General features: G+C 26.2%; 19 protein-coding genes. 4 read left to right on the top strand and 15 right to left on the bottom strand.

The features are described 5' to 3' along the window. Window positions 1-199: 199 nt before the first annotated feature. Window positions 200-1033 (bottom strand): hypothetical protein, encoded by an 834-nt coding sequence (locus B3603_RS09645; RefSeq protein WP_291563908.1) that lies wholly within the window; start codon window positions 1031-1033, stop codon window positions 200-202. Between the two features lie 739 nt (window positions 1034-1772). Next, complete coding sequence (locus B3603_RS09640; protein WP_291563906.1) at window positions 1773-5027, bottom strand: DEAD/DEAH box helicase; 3255 nt, start codon at window positions 5025-5027, stop codon at window positions 1773-1775. A gap of 576 nt (window positions 5028-5603) precedes the next feature. Here B3603_RS09640 and B3603_RS09635 point away from each other — a divergent pair. The 3 genes from B3603_RS09635 (at window position 5604) to B3603_RS09625 (ending at window position 9556) form a co-directional block, all read left to right on the top strand. Then, window positions 5604-6914 carry a putative DNA modification/repair radical SAM protein gene (locus B3603_RS09635; RefSeq protein WP_291563905.1) on the top strand — a complete coding sequence of 437 codons (1311 nt, stop codon included), beginning with the start codon at window positions 5604-5606 and terminating at the stop codon, window positions 6912-6914. A 191-nt stretch (window positions 6915-7105) separates the two neighbouring features. Beyond that, window positions 7106-7849 (top strand): TIGR03915 family putative DNA repair protein, encoded by a 744-nt coding sequence (locus tag B3603_RS09630; RefSeq protein ID WP_291563903.1) that lies wholly within the window; start codon window positions 7106-7108, stop codon window positions 7847-7849. Between the two features lie 141 nt (window positions 7850-7990). Then, complete coding sequence (locus B3603_RS09625) at window positions 7991-9556, top strand: ClC family H(+)/Cl(-) exchange transporter (protein WP_396152418.1); 1566 nt, start codon at window positions 7991-7993, stop codon at window positions 9554-9556. 255 nt (window positions 9557-9811) lie between these two features. On the opposite strand, the gene B3603_RS09620 is transcribed toward B3603_RS09625, so the two are convergent. The 13 genes from B3603_RS09620 to B3603_RS09560 form a co-directional block, all read right to left on the bottom strand. Further along, window positions 9812-10618, bottom strand: coding sequence for an energy-coupling factor ABC transporter ATP-binding protein (locus tag B3603_RS09620; protein WP_291563901.1), 807 nt, complete (start codon window positions 10616-10618; stop codon window positions 9812-9814). Next, entirely contained in the window at window positions 10599-11456 is an 858-nt protein-coding gene (locus B3603_RS09615; protein WP_291563899.1) for an energy-coupling factor ABC transporter ATP-binding protein, read from the bottom strand. The genes B3603_RS09620 and B3603_RS09615 overlap by 20 nt, the downstream gene beginning before the upstream one ends. Beyond that, complete coding sequence (locus B3603_RS09610) at window positions 11453-12220, bottom strand: energy-coupling factor transporter transmembrane component T family protein (RefSeq protein WP_291563897.1); 768 nt, start codon at window positions 12218-12220, stop codon at window positions 11453-11455. The genes B3603_RS09615 and B3603_RS09610 overlap by 4 nt, the downstream gene beginning before the upstream one ends. 149 nt (window positions 12221-12369) lie before the next feature. After that, window positions 12370-12972: an ECF transporter S component gene (locus B3603_RS09605; protein ID WP_291563896.1), complete on the bottom strand. Its 603-nt coding sequence runs from the start codon at window positions 12970-12972 to the stop codon at window positions 12370-12372. A 697-nt stretch (window positions 12973-13669) separates the two neighbouring features. Next, window positions 13670-15622 carry a sensor domain-containing protein gene (locus B3603_RS09600; RefSeq protein WP_291563894.1) on the bottom strand — a complete coding sequence of 651 codons (1953 nt, stop codon included), beginning with the start codon at window positions 15620-15622 and terminating at the stop codon, window positions 13670-13672. Window positions 15623-15897: 275 nt separating this feature from the next. Further along, complete coding sequence (locus B3603_RS09595) at window positions 15898-17061, bottom strand: iron-containing alcohol dehydrogenase (RefSeq protein WP_291563892.1); 1164 nt, start codon at window positions 17059-17061, stop codon at window positions 15898-15900. Between the two features lie 305 nt (window positions 17062-17366). Then, on the bottom strand, window positions 17367-18047 hold the full coding sequence (gene rpiA, locus B3603_RS09590; RefSeq protein WP_291563890.1) for a ribose-5-phosphate isomerase RpiA: 681 nt from the start codon (window positions 18045-18047) through the stop codon (window positions 17367-17369). 48 nt (window positions 18048-18095) lie between these two features. Further along, the gene (locus B3603_RS09585; protein ID WP_291563888.1) at window positions 18096-18641 is read right to left on the bottom strand and encodes a GNAT family N-acetyltransferase; all 546 of its coding nucleotides are present in this window, start codon (window positions 18639-18641) and stop codon (window positions 18096-18098) included. 513 nt (window positions 18642-19154) lie between these two features. Continuing rightward, the gene (locus B3603_RS09580) at window positions 19155-19553 is read right to left on the bottom strand and encodes a hypothetical protein (protein WP_291563886.1); all 399 of its coding nucleotides are present in this window, start codon (window positions 19551-19553) and stop codon (window positions 19155-19157) included. Beyond that, a complete protein-coding gene (locus B3603_RS09575; protein WP_291563884.1) occupies window positions 19550-20080 on the bottom strand; it encodes a sigma-70 family RNA polymerase sigma factor in 531 nt (176 codons plus the stop codon). Before B3603_RS09575 ends, B3603_RS09580 begins: the two co-directional genes overlap by 4 nt. A 500-nt stretch (window positions 20081-20580) precedes the next feature. Then, entirely contained in the window at window positions 20581-21267 is a 687-nt protein-coding gene (locus tag B3603_RS09570) for a cadmium resistance transporter (protein ID WP_291563882.1), read from the bottom strand. Window positions 21268-21430: 163 nt separating this feature from the next. Continuing rightward, entirely contained in the window at window positions 21431-23566 is a 2136-nt protein-coding gene (locus tag B3603_RS09565; protein ID WP_291563880.1) for a M1 family metallopeptidase, read from the bottom strand. Window positions 23567-23825: 259 nt separating this feature from the next. After that, window positions 23826-24200, bottom strand: coding sequence for a hypothetical protein (locus B3603_RS09560; protein WP_291563878.1), 375 nt, complete (start codon window positions 24198-24200; stop codon window positions 23826-23828). Window positions 24201-24394: 194 nt separating this feature from the next. Between B3603_RS09560 and B3603_RS09555 the strand changes: the two genes are divergently transcribed. Continuing rightward, entirely contained in the window at window positions 24395-25120 is a 726-nt protein-coding gene (locus tag B3603_RS09555) for an HAD family hydrolase (RefSeq protein WP_291563876.1), read from the top strand. Window positions 25121-25277: the final 157 nt, after the last annotated feature.

Below are 25277 nucleotides of genomic sequence, written 5' to 3'. Positions count from 1 at the left end.
AAATTTGAAAGTAGCCAATCTATATTTATATAATACTACTTCAGCAATAATTAATCAAAATACATTGAAATATGTAAAAAACCAAGTTGAACACGATTGCTGTTCAACTTGGCTTTTATGGGGATTAAAGATTAATTTATGTTATTTTATCTTGCTAGCTTAATAGTATTTTTTAAATATACTTTAAATTAATTATGCTTTAAAGTATATTTATCTCTCTTTCTTCAGATTTTACTTCCTTAGTTTTAAAAATATATATACCTATTAATATAAAAATCAAATTTAAAATTATCCAGTAAACTAAAGAAAACATTATGGTAGGTTTTTCATCTACTGTTGCAAAGTTATGCCATGTAATCGCTGTATTATAATGTACAGCATAACTGTTATATTTAACTAGTCCTTTTATCTCAACCGCTTGACTTAAAACACTTGGGCTATAAGCTAATATAGTAGTTATAAAACCTTGATTAAATAATGTACTAACCACAAAAATTATCATTCCTATAAGGTTAAAATATAAAAATAAAAATAATATATTTAATAATATTGCTGTACTAGGTAAAATCTTTTCCATCATGGTTAATAAATTATTATCATTATAAACATTGAAATAGTTCTTGAAGAACTCACTCCACTCATTGTTAAATGGCAATTTTATAACTGTAAAAATAGTACAAATCATTACTATAGCTCCTATAAATATAAGGCTTGATACAAAGATAATTATTATAAAATTTTTATAATAATTTAATCTACTGTTGTATTTTAAAATTAAACATCTTTTTAATCGTTCACTTTTTCTTAAGTTGAAAATATAAAATATATATCCGGCCGTAAAAACAAAGGTTATACTAAAATAATCGCTTAATACATATATAAAAAAGTCATAACCTGTTCTAAAGACTCCTATTTCTTCGCCATTAAAAGCATGCATTTGATACCCTATAAATAGTATGAATATAAGTGCTATTAAATAATTCTTTTTATTTTCCATGTTTAATTTCAAAATAAATTTTAACCGCTTAATCATTCTTGAAAGTCTCCTTCTCTTTTAATCACCATATAACTTTAAATTATATATATAATAAAAGTAAATTATTAAACGCTATTGTATATAATTGTTATTTTGTATGATTCTCCAATTTTAATATAATATTTTTCTCATGCAAATAATAGAGTTGCTGCCTATTTTGACCTTTAAATGTAATAATTGTACTAATTTTTGATAAAACTCTTAAGTTTTACTCATAAATATATATAAATAAAATTAAGAGTGTGAAGCCTAATCACACTCTTAATTTTACTTATTAAAGATTTATTTTTTCTTCTTTATATGATTTAAATTTTGGATATTTTATAGCAATAGCTGAGAAATTTAGAATTGATTCTCTTTTGAAGTAACGCTGTCACTTCTTATAAAGAAACTAGTAGCTGTAGCTTCTCCATAGTATTAGTTAAATTTATTGGTGTTGTTTCAAGCTATACTGCACCCTTCTATAATTGAGAATAAAAAATTGACAATTGAGAATTATTGATACTTCTCCTTTATGGGAGAAGTTTTGAATTCATTTCTTTTTAAAGTGACACAGTCACTTTTATTAAAAGATCTATTAAAGAAATTAATTTGTAAAATTAATTTCAACCACAATTGTCAATTGTCCATCACTAATTCTCCATTGACTAAGTTGTGAATTTAACTACTCAATAGTATAGCTATAAATTAACTTTTTAGGTATCTTAGTCTATAGATTTATTATCACTCTCTTATTCTAATTAATAGAAAATAAATCTTCTATCTCTTCTTTACTCATTTTATTTATTATATTTTCATCTTTAAATTCATCTGATATTACATTATCAATCATTTCTTTTTTCTTTTTTTGAAGATGAAATATTTTTTCTTCTATAGTTCCCTTAGCAATAAGCTTTATAACCTCTACTGTTTTCTTTTGCCCTATTCTATGAGCTCTATCTGTTGCCTGATCTTCTACTGCAGGATTCCACCATGGATCAAAGTGTATAACTAAGTCTGCTGAAGTTAGGTTAAGCCCTGTTCCTCCTGCTTTTATGGAAATTAAAAATACTTGAGCACTTCCTTCATTAAATTCATTTACCATTTTAAGTCTATCCTCTATTTTAGTACTACCATCTAAATACATGTAGTTTATTTCATTTGTATTTAATCTTTTACCTATATTTTTAAGTACAGAGGTAAATTGAGAAAATATTAGTATTTTATGATTTCCATTTATACCTTCTTCAACTAAACTTTCTAATGCCTCAATTTTTCCGCTACTTCCCTCATAGTTTTCTATAAATACAGAGGGATCACAACATATTTGTCTTAATCTAGTCAATAGTGAAAATATCTTTATCTTACTTTTATTAAAACCATTATTATTAATTTCTTCTTCCATTTCATCTTTAAATTGAGCTAAATAAGCTCCATATATTTTTTTCTGCTCTTCTGTCATTTCAACTACTAATCTATGTTCAATTTTAGGGGGTAATTCTTTAATAACATCCTTTTTAAATCTCTTTAAAATAAAGGGTTTAATACGTCTGTTTAAAGACTCTAAAGAATTACTATCATTATATTTTACTATTGGTAGTTCATATTTTTTTGTAAATTTTGAATGGGATAATAAATATCCTGGCATAATGAAGTCAAAAATTGACCATAGTTCCGTTAATGAATTTTCTATTGGTGTACCACTAAGAGCAAAATACCCCTTTGCTCTTATCTCTTTTACAGAAGAAGCATTTATAGATGATGGATTTTTTATTTGTTGAGCCTCATCCAATATACAATAATTAAACTTAAAATTTTTATATTCTTCTATATCCCTTCTAATTAATGGATAAGAAGTTATTACTACATCATTTTCATTTAAATCCTTAATAAGTTCTTCTCTCGTAGATTTATTTCCTGATACAACCGTTACTTTAACCTCTGGTGCAAATTTTTCAAATTCACTTTTCCAATTATATACTAATGATGAAGGCGCAATTACTAGAGATGGAATTCCATTCTTTTCTGAAGCTAAAAAAGCAATGGTCTGAAGAGTTTTTCCAAGACCCATTTCATCTGCTAATATTCCTCCAAAACCATAAGTTGCAAGAGTCTTTAGCCACTTAAATCCAAAAACTTGATAAGGTCTCAGTATATTATGTAAATTATATGGAAGTGTATAATCTAGCTCTTTTATGTCCTTTATATTGTTAATAAGCTCTCTAAAATTTTTATTTCTTTCTATAGATTCTATATTGCTCTGTTTTATATTTTCATCTAAATAAAGTGCATTGTATTTTGATAATATTATATTATCCTTATCAAGCTGTGAATCTTTTATATCTAAATAATCAATTATATTAGCTACGTTCTTTAATTCTTTTTCCTCTAAAGATACAAAATCACCATTTTTAAGCTTATGATATTTTTTCTTTTCTTTCAAAGATTTAAATATATCTTTAAGTTCACTTTTATTAATCCCATCTATATCAAAGCTAAACTCTAAAAGATCATCATTATTTAATCTTATAGCAGCTTTATAATTTGATGACGTGTAAATTTTCATATTTTTAAAGCTATCAGAATAGTAAACCTCTCCAAAATTTTGAAGTTCATAAACTTTATCTAAAATAAAATCAATAATTTTGTCTTGATCTTTTAAGATAAAGGCCTCTTTATCTTCTACAAATCCACAATTATTTATATTATTTATAACTTTTGTTTCCTCTTTCAAATCTCTTATCAATATTTTGTTTGAAATTTTATCTAAATTATTTTTAATAGGATTTATACTTACATCCTCATAATCAAAAGAAATTTTAGCGCTTATATTTTCATCAACTTTATCTAAATAAATTTTAGTATTTAGATTTTCTTCATAAAAATTGTCCTGTATATTTTTATCTATTTTTACTCTAGCTCCACTATTTTTTAATGCTGGTATTATATAATTTGCTATATTTTCTCCTTGCTCCATAGAAAAAATCAATTGATTCTCTCTACGTTTTCTCATCTCATCAAAGATAGGTTTACAAAGTTTTATTTGTTCTTCTGTGAGTATATATATTTTATCCTTATAGTAGACTATACCTCCATCTTTAGTTAATACATTAAATTTATTACTGTGTGATAAATAAATTTTATTATCCTTGCTTTCAATATTAAAATTTAAAGGGAACATCTCATCTTCTACTTTTATATTCTTAATAGTTCCAAATTCATTAATTGTATTTATTGTTTTACCTTTAAATATTGTAAAAAACCTTTTAACATGCATATCTGTTAAATAAGCTTTTTTGCCTTTTAACATTTTAAAATTAACTGAAGAATAACTATTAGCTTCAATAATATTATTTAACTCGTGAATCTCAAGCAACAAATTAATAAGTTTCATATCATTATCATTAAAATATTGTTCATCAAGATTTAATGTAAACCCTTTTCCATACTCTAAACATTGCTTTCTATCTATAGCCTCTAAAAAAGATTTCATATTCTTAATCACATATTTTTTATTTACTCCTAATTTAAGTTCTATAGAACTATATTTTTCATATTTATCTATAGGATAATATATAATATCCATAGAAAGCTCTTGCTTTGAGTTTTTATTATCTTCAAAATTACTTTTATAGTTTTCTATTAAATTTTCAATAAAATTTTCTCTTGAGTTTTTTTCTTTTAATTCTATAGCCATTTGAGAATAGTTTAATAATACAGCTACAACGTGTTTACAAGCTTTTTGATGACCATAATCATTAAAAGCAAGACAAGTACAATTACAAGAAAGCCTTTTAAAATTTTCTCTTAAAGCTATTTCTACAATATAACTATTATAATAAGAACTAGACTCTACATTAGCTTTTATATATTGTATTTCTTCATCCAACATACTATTATATCCATTTTTAATATCAAAATTAAAAACTCGTCCTTGTCTATAGCAACTTAACCCTCTATTAAATGTACCTAAATCTGTCAATTGTTTTATACTTTGTGCATTAATACTCAAAACTTTAACACCTCGTTATGTTTTATTCCTATCTAAATATTATAACCTAATTTTATATTTGCAACATTAGACATATTTTAAAATAACTAGTTAACAAATTAATGTGTCTATTATAATAAATTATATCTTTATTATAATTAGGACTGTCCAATTCACAATGCAAAATTCACAATTGTGGAAATTTCTCAGCATAGGCTGAAAAATTTAGAATTAATTTATTTTTGAAGTTACGAAGTAACTTCTTATAAAAACTAGCAATTGTATTGCTAATAAAAAATTCATTAAAGAAATTAGTTTGATCAAAACTAATTTCCACCTTAATTGTGAATTATGAATTTTGAATTGTGCATTATTTTAAGTTATGAATTGAGGTATCTTCCTCTATTTTTAGATTAATAACTATAATATTTATAATAATTTTATATACTTACCCCCTACAGCCATGCGAACATATGTGCTATAATTGATTTAAATGTAAATATATACGCTTTAAAAGTCAATAAACATGTGAAAATATTAGAACAACTTTGCCAATTTACGATATGTTATCTTAATTAATTAAGGAGAAATATTATTATGAATATAATGGATAAACTTAAAATATTATCAGATGCTGCAAAATATGATGTCTCCTGTTCTTCCAGTGGAAGCAATAGAAAAAATACTAAAGATGGTATAGGTAATGCTAGCGTTAGTGGTATATGTCATAGCTTTGCATCAGATGGTAGATGTATTTCTCTTCTAAAAATACTCCTAACTAACTATTGCATTTATGATTGCGTTTATTGTGTGAATAGAATAAGCAACGATGTTCCTAGAGCCTTTTTTACTCCCCAGGAGGTCATTGATTTAACCATAAATTTTTATAAAAGAAATTATATAGAGGGGTTATTTTTAAGTTCTGCAATAATACAAAATGCTAATTATACTATGGAACTATTATTAAAAGTTATTAAAACTTTAAGACTAGAACATAAGTTTAATGGATATATTCACGTTAAAGCTATTCCTGGTGCTGATGATGCTTTAATTGAAGAAGCTGGAAAATATGTAGATAGAATGAGTATTAACATTGAACTTCCCTCCTCTCAAGGACTAAAATTATTGGCACCTCAGAAATCTAAAGAAAATATACTAAAACCTATGGATTTTATAAAAAATCAAATAATTCATTCAGTAGATAATAAAAAACGCTTTAAATCTGCCCCTTCCTTTGTTCCTGGAGGTCAAAGTACACAACTTATTGTAGGGGCAACCAAAGAAAGTGATTTTGATATATTAAAATTATGTGAAGGGCTTTATAACAAGTACTCTTTAAAAAGAGTATATTATTCTGCTTATGTACCTGTTAACAATAGTCCTAAGCTACCAGATATAAAAAATCCTCCACTACTTAGAGAAAATAGATTATATCAAGCTGACTGGCTTTTAAGATTCTATGGATTTAAAGCCTCCGAGCTTTTAAATGAAACTAATCCTAATTTTCACGAAAAACTAGATCCTAAAATTACGTACGCTCTTAATAACATAGATAAATTTCCTGTGGAAATTAATACTGCACCATATGAATTATTGCTTAGAATCCCAGGTATAGGAGTGAGATCTGCAAAAAGAATTGTATTAACTAGAAAAGTGTCCTTTTTAAGTTTCGATGATATAAAAAAATTAGGTGTAGTATTAAAGAGAGCTCAATATTTTATAACCTGTAGAGGAAAGTACTATGGTGATGTAGGATTTGATAGAGACAAAATAGAAAATAGATTATTAATAAAAGAAGAAAAACTTAAGACAACAAACTCCAATTATGAACAACTTTCTTTCTTCTCTACTGTTCCTACCATATATAAAAAAGAAGATAAAGTTAAAGCCATTACAGGAGAGATTTAATACAATTGAGAATTGACAATTGACAATTAAGGTTGAAATTATTTTAGACAAAATAATTTCTTTAATTATATGACGAACACTGTTCGCCGCTACATTTAATCAATTCTAAATTTCTCAGTTTCTGCTGAGAAATATCCACAATTGTCCATTGTCAATAGTCAATTCTCAATTGACTGCATAAGAGGTGTTCTATGATTGTTTATATTTTTGATGGAAGTTTTGAAGGGTATTTAACCTCCATTTATGAAAGTTACTATAATAATAAAAAACCCAATTTAATTATTACTGAAGCAAACTATAAGCCAAATTTAATAGATGAATTTATAAATATATCTACTAACTATGAAAAAGCTAATAAGGTTTATAAATCCATGAATAAAAATTTTTCTTATGAAGTGATAAAAAACATAATTTATTGTTTTTTAAGTAGCTATTCTAATACTTATACTTTACTTTATAAATATATTAGATTGGCCTTTAAATTGGGGAATGAAATTGAACTTCATCTTCATAATGAAATTGTAATGGAAATTGTTAAGATTGTAAGAAGAGTTAACGTTGAAAGGCATAGTATGTTGGGTTTTGTAAGATTTAAAAAAATAGGAGATAACCATTATTACTCAGCTATTGAGCCTGATCATAATATTTTAACATTAATTGCTCCTCACTTCTCTTCAAGGTTTTCTAATGAAAATTTTATAATCCATGACCTTAAAAGAAATTTAGCTATTATAAATAAAAATAACACTTGGAGTATAGATGTGTTTACAAAAGAAGATGGAAAAGTATTTCTAAATGCAAAAGATGAAGGAGAATATGAAACTCTATGGAAAAATTATTTTAACTCTACATCCATCAGTAGTCGTGAAAATTTAAAACTTCAACGTCAGCATATGCCTATCAGATATTGGAAACATTTAACTGAAAAATTATAATTAATATATAATCTTATCTGGTATAAATATAATATTTATACCTTTCAATTTTCTCATTATATAACTTTAATTTGAAAATTCTCCGTTTAATTCTTATAATAGTTATGGGCTTAATTTTTTAAAATTAAAGAAGGTGATATTTTGAGTAAAGATAGCAATACCCTTAAAGCTTTATCTCATTGGCAAAATTTTAAACAAAAGCTTATTATAAAATCAATTTTAGTAGGAGCTTTTTCTGGACTTATTGCAGTACTTTACAGATTTACTTTAGAAAAAATGGAACATTTAAGCCAAAATATCTATAAGTTTCAAAGAACAAATTATTGGTTTATTCCACTCTGGTTTATTCTTCTTATAGCTCTAGCATTAATAGTAGGTTTTATAGTAAAAAAAGAGCCTATGATTAGTGGTAGCGGTATCCCCCAAGTTGAAGGTACAGTTCTCGGGCCATTAAAAATGAATTGGTTAAAAGTTGCTATATCAAAATTTGTAGGAGGTGCACTTTCTATTTTAGGAGGGCTTTCCTTAGGTAGAGAAGGTCCATCTATACAGATAGGAGCTGCTATAGGTCAAGGTGTTTCAAAAGGATTGAATTCTGATCACAATGAAGAAAGATATCTAATCACTAGTGGTGCTAGTGCTGGACTTGCTGCTGCTTTTAACGCTCCTTTAGCAGGTGTTATATTTTCTTTAGAAGAAGTACACAAAAGCTTCTCTCCATTAATATTATTAAGTACAATGACAGCAGCTATAACTGCAGATTTTACTTCTAAACTATTTTTTGGCTTTAACACCGCCTTTAAATTTGACAATTTATCTTCATTACCTTTAAATAGTTATGGTTATCTAATTATCCTAGGTGTAATTATTGGTATAGGAGGAGTAATATTTAACTCACTTCTTGTAAAAGCCTTAAATTTATATAATAGTCAGAAATGGCTACCGCCTCAATTTAGAATTATAATTCCCTTTGTGATAGCTGGAATATTAGGGTTAATACTTCCTCAAGTATTAGGTGGAGGTCATAGCCTTGTAATGTCTATAATTGAAAAAAATCCTACATTAAAAGTTTTATTCATACTTCTAATAGTTAAGTTTTTATTTACTATGATAAGTTTTGGTTCCGGTGCACCTGGTGGAATCTTCCTTCCGCTCTTAGTAATAGGTGCAATTATAGGATGTATCTATGGAAACATTTTAGTGAACTTAGGGCTAACTTCTCCTAATTACATACATAATTTTATGATACTAGCTATGGCAGGATACTTAACTGCAATAGTCCGTGCCCCTATTACTGGTGCAGTATTAATTACTGAAATGACCGGATCTTTAAGCCACTTATTATCTTTATCTATAGTATCTATAATAGGATATTTAGTTGCAGACTTTTTAGGTTCAAAACCTATTTATGAAACTCTTTTACACAGATTATTAAGTAAAGAAAAAAATAATAATTTTGCAATAAATGAAGTAAAGAAAACAATACTAGAAATTCCTGTTTCTATATGTTCCTACTTAGACAAGAAAAAAATTAAAGATATTCAATGGCCAGAAAATTGCCTTTTAGTTGGAATACGAAGAAGTGGAGTTGAAATTATTCCTAAAGGAGATACCTATATTTTAGGTGGAGATTACCTTGTAGTCCTTGCTGATGAAGATAAAAGTAGTAATATTACAGAGTATCTTATGAAAATAGCATATGAATAAAAAATCCTGATTACTCAGGATTTTTCTATTGAAATTAAATATGTGAAAATAATTGATGTTTTTTAGTATTGTACATAACTTTTTCAATTCACAATTTTGGACATTTCTCAGCAATAGCTGAGAAATTATAATTGATTTATCTTTGAAGCTACGTAGTCACCTCTATTTAAAAATCTATTTAAAGAAATTAGTTTGATAAAACTAATTTCCTCCTTAATTCTTCATCTTTCATACTTAATTCTTAATCTCTATATTTTATCTATATACTCTTTTATACGTCTCAATAAACTCCTCCACTGTTAAAAAAGTATGGTTATATCCTAGCTTCTTACAAAGTTGAGTTATATGAGGTGCTTCTAAATAAGCCTTATTTATTATCTCTTCTTTTGAAAATACATCTCTTGTATTTCCATCTAGAAGTATTTGTCCTTTGTTAAAAACTATAGTTCTTTCAAAGCATTCTGCAACAAAGTCCATATCATGAATTACCGTTATTACTAGCTTTCTTTGTTCTTTTAACTTCTCTATAATCTGCTTTATCTTTTCTCTTCCTTTGTAATCTTGAGCAATAGTAGGCTCATCCAAGATTATAATCTCGGTGTTCATTGCTATAATAGAAGCAATGGATATTAATTTTCTATCAGATAATCCCAAATCATAGGGATTATCATTTAATTTATTTCCTAACTCTACCATTTCTAGTGCATTCATAGAATTTTCCATAGCCTTATCTTTAGGTAATCCTATATTTAACGGACCAAACATAACTTCATCTATTATTTTATTCTTAAAAATTTGATCATTAGGATTTTGAAAAACTAATCCTATATGCTTTGATAGCTCTGCCACTGTAATTTCTTTAGTATTCATATTATGAATAAATATATCTCCACTACAAGGCTTTAATAATCCCTTCAGGAGCTTTACAAAAGTTGTTTTGCCTGCACCATTTTGTCCCACTATAGCAGTAGCAGTTGAATCAAAATCTAAATTAATGTTTTTTAAAATCTCCTCATCTTTTTTATAGGAAAAGTTCAAATTATTAACTATAATTTTTTTCATTGCTCTTCACCACCAAATCATAAGCTTCTTCTAGAGTTATTGGATATAGTCCTGTTTTACTACTTTTAATATTTAATTCTCTACAAATTTTAGTAAAGGATGGATAATTTACTCCATAATCTAATAAATCATCTCTTGAAAATATCTTTTCTGGTACATCAAAATCTATAATTTTCCCATCATGAAGAAGTAATACCTTATTAGAATATTTAGCTATTTTCTCTATCTTATGTTCTACCATTATTACTGTCATATCTTCTTTGCTTAAATTCTGAACTGCTCTAAACACATCTTCTGAGCCTTGTGGATCAAGCTGTGAGGTAGGTTCGTCTAATATAATTATTTCGGGCTTCATTGCTATGATACTAGCAATTGCCATTCTTTGCATTTGTCCTCCAGATAAATCAAAAGGATTTTTATCCTTATATTTATATATATCTAAAAGCTTTAAAGCATAGTCTATTCTCTCTACCATTTCTTCTCTTTTAATTCCCATATTTTCAAGTCCAAAGGCTATTTCTTCATAGAGTGTAAGCTTAGAACCAGTAATTTGAGTAAATGGATTTTGAAATACAATTCCAACCTTTAAACATATATCACTAATATTGCTTTCTTTAATCTCCATTCCATCGATTATTACCTCCCCACCATAGGCTCCACGATAAAAATGAGGTACGAGCCCTACTAAAGCTTGGCAAAGTGTTGATTTCCCTGAGCCATTTTCTCCTATTATACCTATAAATTCTCCTTTTTCCACTTGAAATGAAATATCCTTTAAGGCCAACTCATCATTTAAAGGGTATCTATATTTTAAGCTATCTACAACTATCTTCTTCATAATTTAACTCTCCAAATTATTGCTAAAACTATGGACCATATTAAGAACCACTTAATTCCACTATCGTAACTTGAACTTTGACTTTCATTTAAAAAACTTTTCTCTATCTTCGAATTAAATCCTCTCACCTCTAAAGCCATGGCTCTTTCTCTAGTAACAACTAAGGAATTCATAACTACAGGTCCTATTAAGGGAAAAAAAGCTTTTATTCTTGTTAAAAGCTTTCCTTCTGTCTCCATCCCCCTTGATCTTTGAGCATCTGTTATAGTTCCCATAGTAGAGCTCATTTCAGGAATAATTTGAAGTACAGAACTCAACACATAACCTATTTTAGGAGATAATCCTTTTCTAACTAATTCTTCAATTAAATCTGAAGGCTTAGTAGTAAGTATTAATATTGAAAAACTACATAATATATTCAAAACTCTTATACAAATTTTCAATGCATAAAATAATCCTTCTTTATAAAAGATAAAATTCCCTACAGAAAAAGCAGGCGTTATGTTATCAGCCTTAAATAATCCTTGAATTACAATAATTGAAAATAATAGAATTAAACTAAAACCTAAAAGAGGAATAACTTTTTTAAAAACTTTACCAATTAATAATATAAAAATACTAATAGCTAAATATATGAGTCCCACAGTTATTTTAGGAATTATTATTGGTATAAGAATTGATACTACTATATACATAATCTTGTTTATTGGATTTATTTTATGTATTATGGTGTTCTGTTCTGAATATAGTGTTAAACTCTTCATTATATAAGCCTCCTTACAGTTTAGAGCAATGCACAATTTACAATCTTAAATCTTTCTTAAGTTTACTGCTAATTAATTCAATTATAAATTATGCATCCTGTATTAAAAGAAATTATGAATTAAAAAAGTTTAGATTAAGTTTTTCTATATTATAAAGTTTCTATATTACTATCATTTTTATAAAGAATTGTGAGCTTTTTAGGCAAATTTTTAAATATGCCGTAAGCAATAATCACCGTAGCAATCTTATCTGGAATATCCACAACTAACTCATCTAAAAAAGATGCTAACCATAATGGACTTTTATTTGCTGTTAATACTGCAAATACGCTATCTCCCCAAATATTTCCGGTTTGTCCACCCCAAAAAATTATATTCAATGGAGTAGATATAACTGTTGAAACTAATGCAACTATAAGACCTGTAAACACCGCTTTTGGTAATGTATCTAGCCATCCTTTATGGGCTAAAACCCCCACTGTAATTCCTATTCCCAAACTAGTAAATGCATAAACAAAAGATATTGGATTCATGGTTAGTCCATAAATTACATTGTTAACTACCCCACAAATTCCTCCTATTATTGGACCTGCAAGCATACTAGCAAGCAATGTTCCTATAGCATCTAACCATAGTGGAAGTTTTAATATTTCTGCAAAGCTTTTACCAATATAGTTAATACCTACAGCTGCTGGTATAAGAACTAATGCTGCAGTATTAAATTTAAATGACCAAATACTTTTTTTACTCATAGATTTTCCCCCTGTTATAATTTATATTTAGGGCAATATTTTAAGTTATTACATATATAGATAGACCAGTTCTAAAATCAATATATATAAACAATTGATATTTCTTAGTATCATAGCTGAAACTGTTGAATGCACAATTCACAGTTCACAATTACGGATGCTTCTCTTTTACAAGAAAAACTTTAAATTCATTTCTTTTTAAAGTGACAAAGTCACTTTTATTAGAAAATCTATTTAAGAAATTAATTTATAAAATTAATTTCAACCATAATTNNTCCATTCTCAATTCTCAATTGTTTTAAGGTGTAGCTTTATTCAGTCATAAATCAACTTTTCAGATAGTTTATCTATATTTTATTATAACTTATACATATATATCCTATCCCCATTATTATGTAAATTATAACATTAGTTTCTTTATTATACAATTTTTGATAATTAAATAACACATATTTACACATCATTTTTTATTTTTGTAGAAATTTATTTAAGGTATGAATAAAGAATTTCTATGAAAAAAATATAACAAATAGAACCATGATAAAATCATGGTTCTATTTGTTATAATATACCTAAAATTTTTGAACTAATTATATTTTTAATATATTTAAACTGTATCTCAAATATATTACTTCTATCTAATAAGTTTAGAATTATATAAATCTATAAAAAAGATACGTATTAAAAACTAACTTAATTATTTATTCTTTAAAAATTTAACTGTTTCTTCAAATATCATAGGTTTAGCATAGTAATATCCCTGTATAATGTCACAGTTATTAGCTTTTAAATACTTAATCTGTTCTTCCGTTTCCACCCCTTCAGCTATTACTGAAAGCTTTAAGCTATGTGCAAGTTTTATAAGTCCATCAATAATATGCTCACTTTTTTTATTAATTCCTATATCATCTATAAAGCTTTTATCTATTTTTAAACAATCTAAATTTAAAAGCTTTAAATACTTTAATGGTGATAATCCTGTACCAAAATCATCTAGTGAAATACTCATCCCATATTTATGAAGCTTATCTAAAACATCTAAATTTTTCTCCAATACGTCAATTATAACACTTTCTGTTATTTCTAATTCTATATATTTAGGATCTAAATTATATTTTTTTAATATATTTATAAAATTATTAGTCAGATTTTTATCTTCAAGTTGTACCTTAGAAAGATTTACGGATATTTTAAAATCATCATATCCCATATCTAAAAGTTCTCTGCATTTTTTACAAGCTTCATCAAAAACAAATCTTCCTATTGGTATTATTNNTATTCTATTTACTTTTTCTAAATCATTAAATTCAAATAAATAATACTGATCTTTTCCTAAACTTTTTGCTTTATACATAGCCATATCAGCTTTATAAACTAAATCAGAAAGTATTTCGCCGTGATCAGGATAAAGTGCCATGCCTATACTTACACTTATAAAAACTTCATTGTCAAATATCTTAACAGGAGAATTAAATAACTTTATAATTTGTTTAGCTCTATTCTCTAAATCTATATATCCTTTTATATGTTCAATGAGAAAGGAAAATTCATCACCACTAAATCTACAAAGTATATCATCTTCTCCAACCATTAATTTTAATCTTTCAGCAACTTGACGTAGAAGTTCATCACCATAATTATGCCCAAAGGTATCGTTTATATGTTTAAATCCATCTATATCTACAGATATTAATGCAATCTTCTCTTTCATTTTTAAAGAAGCATCTATTTCTTTTTTTATTAGTGCTTCTCGTAAAAAAAATCTATTAGGCAACCCTGTAAGATAATCATTATATTGCAATCTTCCATATTTACTTTTTTCAAATTTCTCTTTGGTTATATCTTTGATTGATACATATAGATAATCTTTATTGCCTAATTCATCGAAAGTAGCTTTACTTCTAGTTTCTAGCCAAACAATCTCATTATTTGCATTTAGTATTCTATACTGATCAGCATAATAAACTTCATTACTATTTAAAAATTCTTTAATACCTTTACAATAGTTTTCCTTATCTTCATCATATATATATTCCATCCAATGCCTATAGTATTTTATCTTTTCATTTGCCTTATCATCTCCAAGTATATTATTTATGGATGAACTAAAATTCATAATTTTTTTCTTTAAATCCACCTCACAAATACTATCTAATGATCCAGCAATGGTTAATCTATTTTTTATTTGACTTTTTACTAAAGCTAATTGTTGTTTTTTTTGTTCTGTTATTTCTATTATAAATCCTGATGCTAAGTTTATATTCTCTTTTTTACTTCTGTATATTTTTCCACTACATCTAACCCATTTAATATTTCCATCTTTCTGTATTATTCTATATTCATGGGAAAATTCTTTATCATTAGAAATTTTTATTTTTTCAAGAAAGCAAATAAAAAGAGGATACAAATCTTCCGGATGCACAAACTTAGACAAAGAGTTTATACTATTTATAGATTGTGAGCTACCTTCTATTCCTAATAACTGATCGCCTTTGCCACTTAAATAAAATTCATCGGTATTTAAATTCCATTCCCAAATAGCCCCATCAAAAGCACTTAAGGCTAAATTACATCTTTTCTCTTCTATAGAAAGAGAATGGTATTCTTCTGAGAAAAAATAATCATAATAATTTTTAGCTTTATCAATCAATTTTCAACACCTCATGCCTAATTAAGATTTCCATTGTCATCAATTCTTTGTAATCCAAAAAATTTGTATTATTTGCATGTATTTTGTAAATAAATATATATATTCATTTATCATATTCCATATTCTACAACTTATTCTAAAATCCTCTTACAATAAAAGGCTATTGATACAACATCAATAGCCTTTTATTTGTTAGCTTTCCAATTTTTATAATTATTTCTCAGTAGTAGAAATTAAGAAGCAGTAACCACTAATCACTGCTTCCCGTTATAATATTATAGTGCTCTTTTATATATTTCTAATATATCTTCTGAAGTTAAAGGCGGATAATTTCCTACTTTTCCGTCCCCTGCACATTGCTTAGCCATAATTTCTAATTTTTCTTCTCCTATTCCCACTTCTTTTAATGTCATAGGAATACCTAAAGATTTTATAAAATCTCTTGTTTTATTTATAGCTTCCTTAGCAGTTTTATATTTATCTTTATCAGCTGTTAAATTCCATACATTTATTCCATACTCAGCAATATCATCTACAGTATCATCATTTAAAATATATTCCATCCACACAGGAGTTAATATACCTAATCCTACTCCATGAGTTATATCATAAAACGCACTTAATTCATGTTCCATATCGTGTACTGACCAGTTTGTATCCTTTCCATAACTCAATAAACCGTTAATAGCAAGACTTGATGCCCACATTAAGTTTGCACGAGCTTCATAGTTTTCTGGCTCATTAAATGCTATTGGTCCATAATGAAAAACTGTTTTTAATAATCCTTCTGCCATTCTATTTTGAAGAAATGCAGTTTTTGTTGGAGTAAAATAAACCTCAAATATATGGCTCATAATATCTACTGCACCTGCTGCTGTTTGATTTTTAGGTACAGTATAAGTATAAGTTGGATCTAAAATTGAAAACTTAGGCAAAAGAGCAGGATGTCCTGTTGAAAGCTTTTGGTTAGTTTCAAGATTACTTATAACTCCTCCTCTATTCATTTCAGAACCAGTTGCCGCTAAGGTAAGTATTGAAGCTAATGGCAATGCTTTTGTAATATCTCCTTTGCCAATAAAGAAATCCCATGGATCTCCATCATAATAATATCCACCTGCAATAAATTTAGAACAATCTATTACACTGCCTCCTCCTATTGCAAGAATGAAATCTACATTATTTTCTCTACAAAGCTTGATACCTTCTCTTACGCTAGTAATACGAGGATTTGGTTCTACCCCTGCCAGTTCTACAAAGTCTATATTATTTTCTTTTAATATATTAGTAATTTTATCGTATAGTCCTGTTTTCTTTATGCTTCCTCCACCATAAACTAAAAGGACTTTATTCCCATACTTCTTTATTTGCTTACCTAAAACTTTTATTTTTCCTTCACCAAAAAATATTTCAGTCGGTATGCTGTAAACAAAATTTAACATAAATGCACCTCCAAATATAATACATGTTATTGTTTAGATATCTTCATACCTTAAGGCATCTTATAAAAATAACTTGTGAGTATAATAATCTATTTTATATCACCCTATGTTATCATAGCCTGTTTATAGTCATCTTATGAATATAAGCTATTTCCTTATCTGACATAAAATATTGATAACATCTTTCACTAGATATTTTACTTTAGACACCTACTTATAAATTTTATTCTCTCAATACATTAATTGTTTAAGATTATTATACACTAAACTATATTAAATATATCTATTTAAATTTATAATTATACCTATATTTTTTTATTGTATTTATTTATAATTTCAACTGTATTTTCTCTTCCTACTATAACCGTATCAGCAATATCAAGAAATAATCCTGTATCCACAACTCCAGAAATCATTTTTATGTTTTTTTCTAATTCGTAAGGATCTTCTATCTTTTGTATAAATAAATCTATTATATAATGTTGTCCATCAGTAACATAATAACCATTATAATTTTTTCTAATAACAGGGTTTAGACCTAACTCCTTTAATTTATTAAAAATTTGACGATATGCAAATGGAACTACCTCTATAGGAAGGTGAAATTTACCTAAAGACTTTACCATTTTATTTTTATCAACTACCCATATCACCTTTTTTGACGAGTTAGCAACTAATTTTTCATATAATAATGCGCCTCCCCCTCCTTTTATTCCATTTAACATATCATCAACCTCATCTGCACCGTCTATGGTCAAATCAACATAATCTACTTCATTAAGAGATATTATAGGTATTCCTAATGATTCAACAAGCTTAGTAGTGGAATTAGAGGTAGAAACTGCCTTAATATTTAGTCCTTCTTTTATTCTTTCAGATAACTTTACAATTGTATAATACACAGTTGATCCGGTTCCAAGTCCGACAATCATGTTATCTTTAATAAATTCAACTGCTTTTTCACCTGCTATTTTTTTACTATTCATCACTACACCTCACTTTTATTAGATATATTCTTTCGTATTCTAAATAATTTATACTTTTAACTTCATAACATCATATGTAAAATTTGAATCTTCAAAGCTGTAATGATATTTCCCTGTTTCTCTAAAATCGCATTTTTTATAGTAATTTATAGCCTTTATATTACTTTCAAGCACAGCTAACCAAACTGTAGCAGGAGAAAATTTTTCAAAAAACTTTTTACAAGTTCTCATAAATTCAAGTCCTATACCGAGCCCATGGTATTGTGATAATATATATATTTTCTGTAACTGTACTTGATTTTGGTCATCTATCTCGTCATAGAAAGAATTTTCTTTTATCTTAACATATCCAACAGGCTCATTATCCAAATATACTATAAAAAAATGATTGTTTTCTTTGCTCAAACTTGATTTGATTTTCTCAGAATTAAATGTTGTCTGTAAATATCTATCTAATACTTCTGGCTTAAATAAATAACCAAAAGTTTCATTAAAGGTTTCCTTCCCTAAGAAAGATATCTCATTATAATGGTCCATACTAGCTTTTATAATTTTTATTTCCCTATTTCCTATATAATTTATAACCTTTTCCATTATTATTCTCCCCATTCAATATATAATTTACAATATACATTTTCCTTTAAGAAATCATTAAAATGCTTAAAGGCTTTCTTATATTTAAATTATACTTACAACTTAATAGTTTTTCTTCCTAAATTTTGCTATGTAATTTTAATAATAATTTCTTCAATATTTTTTATATAGATTTTCAAATTATAATCTTATAAATCTATAAACAACGAATTAATGCTTATCCAAGTTGGATAAGCATTAATTTGTATATTTATTTTATATTCTAATATATTTTAACTAAATAATATTTCAATTTTAAAATAAAAAACTGATTAAAATTAATTATTTTTTTCTATTTTTTTCTTTTCAATTCTCTTTCTTACTATTAAATAGAGTATTAAATTTGTGGGAATGTTAAAAGAACATAATAGGCCCCAAAACCAATAATATTTATTTCCTCTTTTTCTTGCATCTCTAAAAACCCATGTTCCTTGTATAATAAGTATTATAAAAAGAAATATATAGATAATCTTGTTACCCATTATATTCACTTCCTTTTATCTGCTTAATGGATACAATTACTAATATAATCGGTGATACAATTACTGCTAAAATCAAATAAAACTTAACTAGATTTGGAAGAATTATAGAGGTAACTATTCCTATAGCTATAATTGATATACAAGTACACAAAAATATTAATAGCTCAAATTTTTCTTTTCTTCTATTTTTTATTTTCTCACCTTTTAAAATACTTTCTAATATATTTACATTTATTTTTTTATCCTCTTCTATTTTTATAGTTGATGTTAGCTTTTTTAGTTTTTGCTCCAATTCTTTTGCTTCTGATAGATTTTTTTCTATGATTTTATCATCAAATTTCTCCTCATAATACTTGTCTATAATATTTTCTTCTAATTTTTTTCTAGTCATTGATTATTACCTCCTTCCAATCTTTTCATTAAATATTTAACAGAATAATGAAGTCTGGATCTTACTGTACCTATCGGACACTTCAATATCTCACTTATCTCTTCATATTTATAGTTATAATAATGTTTCAATATAAATACTGATCTTTTTTCCTTTGGAAGTTCTTTTAATAGCATTAATATCTTTTCATAATCTAATTTAGTTATGATTTCTTCTTCTACATCTACCTTAGAAATTTCTTCATAACCTTCAAGAGATATAAATCTTTTTTTCCTTTTTAAATTATCCCTATAGATATTAGTTGCAATAGTAATCATCCAAGTAGAAAATTTACCGGTAGGCTTATATTTTTCTATATTTAATACTACCTTTACTATGGTATCATTTATAACATCAGAGGCTTCATCTGTACTTCCTGTTAACTTCAAGACATATCCTGATAAAATATCATAATTATTTAAAATTAAAGTATTTAATGCACTTTTATTTCCATTTTGTGCTTCTCCTATCAACTTTTCATCACTCAAGACGAAACCTCCTTTCTTTTATTTTTATCCTCATTATATAACTGTTTTCATCATCAAAAAGTTCAAAGTTTTATTTAACTTATTTTATATAGTAAACCTAAATTATTTACTTCTCTCTTTCCATTAACTATACTTGAAATTATTAGCTATACTACATTAATATTTTTAATAAATATGGCGAATAACTTTAATACTAGCAAAACATATAATATAGATTCTGCTACATTAAAATCTATAATTATTTTATCCAAATCTATAGTGATATGCTGGGCTTTGAAATTTCAGTACTATTCCTTTTACTTTTTTCAAATTTTTATTCATATTTATAGTGATTTTTTTAAAAAACACCTTTTTATATGTAAATTCTATTGAACTATCCTACTAAACAAAAAAATTGTATGTCATCTTATTAAACAACATACAATTAAGTAACCTAATATCTGTAAGTGATACTATAAAACTCATCAATCAATAACTAAATATCAAGTTGGATAGTTATATTAAAATATCTTTTTATAAATAAAAGCTAAAGTTTTACTATCTATTAAAATAAAAACTCCTAACATTATAAATATTATTGGAACAAAAATATGTCTATATTTTTCAATAAATTTTTGCACAAGTGGATGCTTTGAAAGCTTCAGAGCAATAAAACACCATATTGCTACTAGGAACATAAAAATTACTATTGTTACTATAATACTTACTAAATCCATCCTTGTAAAAAGAGGTATATAAATTCCAATATTGTCTCCACCATTAGCAAAAGTTACACTAAACACTTTTATAATAGCTGAATTAATAAATCTTCTACTGAAATCTTTCTGCTCCCTAATTTCAGTATTAGTTGTTTCTTCAAATTTATTATTCTCAATGTCCTTAACTTCTCGATAGGCTATATTTTCCTCGCTTTTACTTTTTTTCTTATAATCCACATATGCCTTTATCCCTAAATACATTGGTACAAATCCAAGAATACCTATATATTCATATGGTACTATAGATACCCCTAGTGCCCCTATAATACTTATTATAGTTAATGCTCCAATACCTAAATACTGTCCAATAATTATGTGATGAGTTTTCATAGTATCACTTGTTTCTGAGAAAAATATCATAAGTATAAATATATCATCAATGTTGGTACTAATAAAAGAAACAAAAGCCATTATTATTGTGCTAATCAATAAAATCCACCTCTATATTATAATCTTTTAGCTTATATCTTTAATTTATTATAATAAATACTTTAATATACAAATATATATTAAATCTATAGATATTTCTTAATAAAAAAGATATGTATCTTCTAATAACATTATAGAAAATACATATCTTTATCTTTAAATTTTATTTATCATAATTTCCCTTTAAAATTTTATCGTTAAAATTTAAAATAAATTGTTTGTCATATAAATCAGCACCATTTAATAAACTAAAACTTTCAAGTTTATCTATTCCTAAGAAAATTAAAACATTATTGTTTTTATTTTTTGGAGTGTTCCCAACTAACATTCCTGTTATATTTTTATTTTCTATAGTAATACCACTAAATTTAATTTCTTCTTTTGAAAAATCTATAGGGAGTTTGTCCATAAGAGAGCTAAGTGCTGTGTTTTCATTATTATCTCCAATAAATATTAAACTCTTTTCTTTAAGCTCATTTTCTGTAATATCTTTGTCTTCTTTAACTATAACATTTAATCCAAAGCCATTTTCTAAGTTTATTTTAACTGTATTTACCATTGAATTAAATTTATCCATATTTTCTTTAGCTATATTTGCTTTTGAAGGCTTTACTAAATATACATCATAATCATTTAAAGCTTGTACAAAAAATGCTCCAAAATTATCTTTTCCTTCTTTTCTTAAGTATTCAATAACTTGTTTAATTTGTTCTCTAGTCTCTTTACTACTCTCCTTTTTCATTTCTCTTAATTCAGCCAATTCACTCTCATTTAATTTAAGATTTTCTGGATAGAAATCTTTAGAATTAATATTTGACAATACTCGATTCTTTGCTTCTTTTCCGCCAACTCTTTCAGTTACATCCAAAAGTGAATCTAAGGTAGCATTTTTTAATGAGTTTTCAGTATAATAAGTTCTTATTATCTCTAAAAACTTTTCTTCCCCTAGTGTTTGTCTAAGATCCTCAAACACTAATGCACCCATAATATAAACAGTTTTTCCCCATTCTTCTGGATTTATTTTATCTACAGATGAATTTATCGGACTTGAAATATCTTTAGCATAGTCCATTAACTCTCTTAAACCAAGAACTACACCTTGTTCTGAATATTTTCCTTGAGTTTTTTCAAAATAATATGCAGTAGAAAAAGCTGTTAATGATTCATCTAAAAAAGAATTCTTAAATTCATTGTTACCTACAGTTACATACCACCATTGATGTGCTATTTCATGAACCATCGTTCCTGCTGTAAGTTCAGGATTACCATTGTATTTTCCCATTTGAATTAATTGAGGATACTCCATAGCAAATCCCTGTACATAGGTTTCTACAGTATCAAATTCCTTATATGGATACTTACCAAAGTTTTTACCAAAGAAACTTAATGCATCTATGGTTAAATTTAGTAATTCTTCAGCAGTTTTAGTAGTATTTTCATTTCCATCATAAATATAAAAGCTATTTACTGTTATACCATCTACTTCTTTAGTAATAACTTTAAATTCTGGACTCATAATAAATGTAAAATCTCTAACTTTTTCAGCTATAATATCATAGATTTTAGTACCATCTTTTTCGTCTTCACTCGATTTAGTTATACCAGTAGAAGCTAGTTCCATATTACCTGGTACATTTATAGAAACCTTATAATTTGCTATATCACTATAGTTTGACTCTCCTACAGGATGGAAAGGGTTCTCATCCCAAGTATCAGTTCCAACATCGTAAATAGATATTATAGGATACCAATTTGTGACAGAATAAACATTATTATAATATCCTAATCTACTTTGACCCATTGGCAATTTAAGTGTGAAATTTATTTTTATATCTACAACTTCATTTGGCTTTATAGCTGCTGTAGGTATAATTTTTAAGATTTGATTATCTTGAGTAAATTTCATTTCTTTATTTCCAACAGTAACTTTAGTTATGTTTATATCACCAATCTCTTCTTCTTCAAGCTTTTCCTTTTGTATACTCATACTAGGCATTGTTTCTACACTTTCATATGAATCAGCATATAAATGAAATACTAGTGATTTAAGATCTTTTCCATAAGTATTAGTAAATTTAACACTTTCAGTAGCTGTGAAAGTTTTATTAGGTTCATCAAATTTAACATTAATATCATATTGAGTTAAATTACTTTCAATATTAGTTACAGAACTTTTTAACTTATCATTAGATAATTGCAATTCTGTCATTGCAAATACTAAAGATGAATTAAAGGATAGTAGCATTACTAATACTAAAATACTACTTAAGATCTGTTTGAAAAATTTTCTCTCGAACAATTAAAATCATCTCCATTTACTATTATTTTTTACCTGCTATGCATATTATATCATATTTTGTAAAATTATATATGTATTTACTATATATATAATTAATGTAATAATTAAATAATTTCAATAAAAAATGATGGATATCTTGGCCTTTTACCAAGTGTATCCATCACTTCTAATATACTAAGATTATTTTTATTCGGTTTTAATAAATCGTAAAATGATTAAAACTTTCGATTTTTTGCAAGCTCTTTTCTATTTATTTATATTAACTAACTGGCTTACATGATTGAATTTTTAGAGCTGGTGATTGAGGTGGAATTGAACTAGTCATTACTTCACTTAATCTAATAAACACAACATCACCTTTTGCAAAATTGCCTTCTTTAACTTCTTTACCTTCACAATCTAAAATTTTAGTATCTGGTCCAACTATAGCTATTAATTTTTCTTTATATACCTTCTGTCCTTTTATGTATCCTTCTGCCAATACCATAGTATTTCCCTGATTATCTTTATTAACTTCTAAAACTTCACCCATAAATATTGGTCCTCTATGTTTTTCTCTAGCCATTACAGGAATACCTATAGAAACAATAAAAAGAGCAACTAAAGCTGATATTATTATATTCTTCATCTTCATAATTTTAAATACCTCCTTATATACTTTATACAAAATTATCTTTCGCTATTAATAAAATATTATTCTTTATATACTAAAATACTTTTTTAAATAATATTATATTTTTAAATTTATAGTTTCTTCAATACAGAAGTTTTTTAATTATTTGCAAAATGTTATTATTATAATAATTACTAAATCATGGAGGATGGTATATGTTTAATAATATTAAGGTTATATATTTTGACATGGGAAATACTCTTTTACATTTTCATTACGGTGATTCTGATGAAGAGAAAGATATGGTCGGACTTTACAAATTAACTCAATATTTAAATAAATTTCACTCTAAAATAAGCTTTGAAGAAGTCAGAACGGGATTTTATAATAAATGGATGAGTATTATGAATTTAAGAAAAGAAACTCTCATAGAATATCCTATTGAAGAATTTCTAAATGAATTTCTTAAAACCTATGATGTATATCTTACAATTAATCAATGTATTGAAGCAATACATATATTTTATGGTGAATATAAAAAACAATTATTCTTTGAAAAAGACCTTCATAAAACACTAATTAAAATAAAAGCAAAAGGATATAAAATTGGGGTAATTTCTAACACTTGTTATTACGATGAGGTTATGATTGATTGTTTTAAAATTGCAAATTTGTATGAATTAATTGATGATTTCACCTTTAGCTATTCTCTAAAATTATGTAAGCCAAGAGAGGAAATATTTAAAAAAGCCTTTAAAAAAATGAATGCATGTGGAAAAGAGGCTATTATGGTAGGTGATAATTTAAAATGTGATATTAAGCCAGCCTTAGATTTAGGTATGAAGACTATATGGTTAAACAAAAATCAAAGTAAAAATCCTACAGAAATAAAACCACATATTATAATTTCTAATTTACATGAAATAAATGAGTTTATATAATCAATTCACAATTAAGAATTGATTAACTGTAGCGGCGAACAGTGTTCGCCATATATTACTGAATAAATATTAAATTGTAAGACGCAAATTGTAAGTTGTGCATTGCTAAAGCCCTATGGTACAGTAACTATATACCTCTTATTGAACAGTATTATAA

This window comes from Clostridium sp. UBA2485, from assembly GCF_002341865.1.
Lineage (GTDB): Bacteria > Bacillota > Clostridia > Clostridiales > Clostridiaceae > Clostridium_J.
This window is presented reverse-complemented; position numbering and strand designations above follow the sequence as displayed.

Excerpts from the sequence above, each read along its gene's own strand:
- B3603_RS09635 (WP_291563905.1), top strand. The coding sequence starts at position 5,604 with ATGAATATAATGGATAAACTTAAAATATTATCAGATGCTGCAAAATAT.
- B3603_RS09645 (WP_291563908.1), bottom strand. The coding sequence starts at position 1,033 with ATGATTAAGCGGTTAAAATTTATTTTGAAATTAAACATGGAAAATAAA.
- B3603_RS09620 (WP_291563901.1), bottom strand. The coding sequence starts at position 10,618 with ATGAAAAAAATTATAGTTAATAATTTGAACTTTTCCTATAAAAAAGAT.
- rpiA (WP_291563890.1), bottom strand. The coding sequence starts at position 18,047 with ATGAATAGTAAAAAAATAGCAGGTGAAAAAGCAGTTGAATTTATTAAA.
- B3603_RS09615 (WP_291563899.1), bottom strand. The coding sequence starts at position 11,456 with ATGAAGAAGATAGTTGTAGATAGCTTAAAATATAGATACCCTTTAAAT.
- B3603_RS09580 (WP_291563886.1), bottom strand. The coding sequence starts at position 19,553 with ATGACTAGAAAAAAATTAGAAGAAAATATTATAGACAAGTATTATGAG.
- B3603_RS09610 (WP_291563897.1), bottom strand. The coding sequence starts at position 12,220 with ATGAAGAGTTTAACACTATATTCAGAACAGAACACCATAATACATAAA.
- B3603_RS09630 (WP_291563903.1), top strand. The coding sequence starts at position 7,106 with ATGATTGTTTATATTTTTGATGGAAGTTTTGAAGGGTATTTAACCTCC.
- B3603_RS09555 (WP_291563876.1), top strand. The coding sequence starts at position 24,395 with ATGTTTAATAATATTAAGGTTATATATTTTGACATGGGAAATACTCTT.
- B3603_RS09585 (WP_291563888.1), bottom strand. The coding sequence starts at position 18,641 with ATGGAAAAGGTTATAAATTATATAGGAAATAGGGAAATAAAAATTATA.
- B3603_RS09605 (WP_291563896.1), bottom strand. The coding sequence starts at position 12,972 with ATGAGTAAAAAAAGTATTTGGTCATTTAAATTTAATACTGCAGCATTA.
- B3603_RS09595 (WP_291563892.1), bottom strand. The coding sequence starts at position 17,061 with ATGTTAAATTTTGTTTACAGCATACCGACTGAAATATTTTTTGGTGAA.
- B3603_RS09560 (WP_291563878.1), bottom strand. The coding sequence starts at position 24,200 with ATGAAGATGAAGAATATAATAATATCAGCTTTAGTTGCTCTTTTTATT.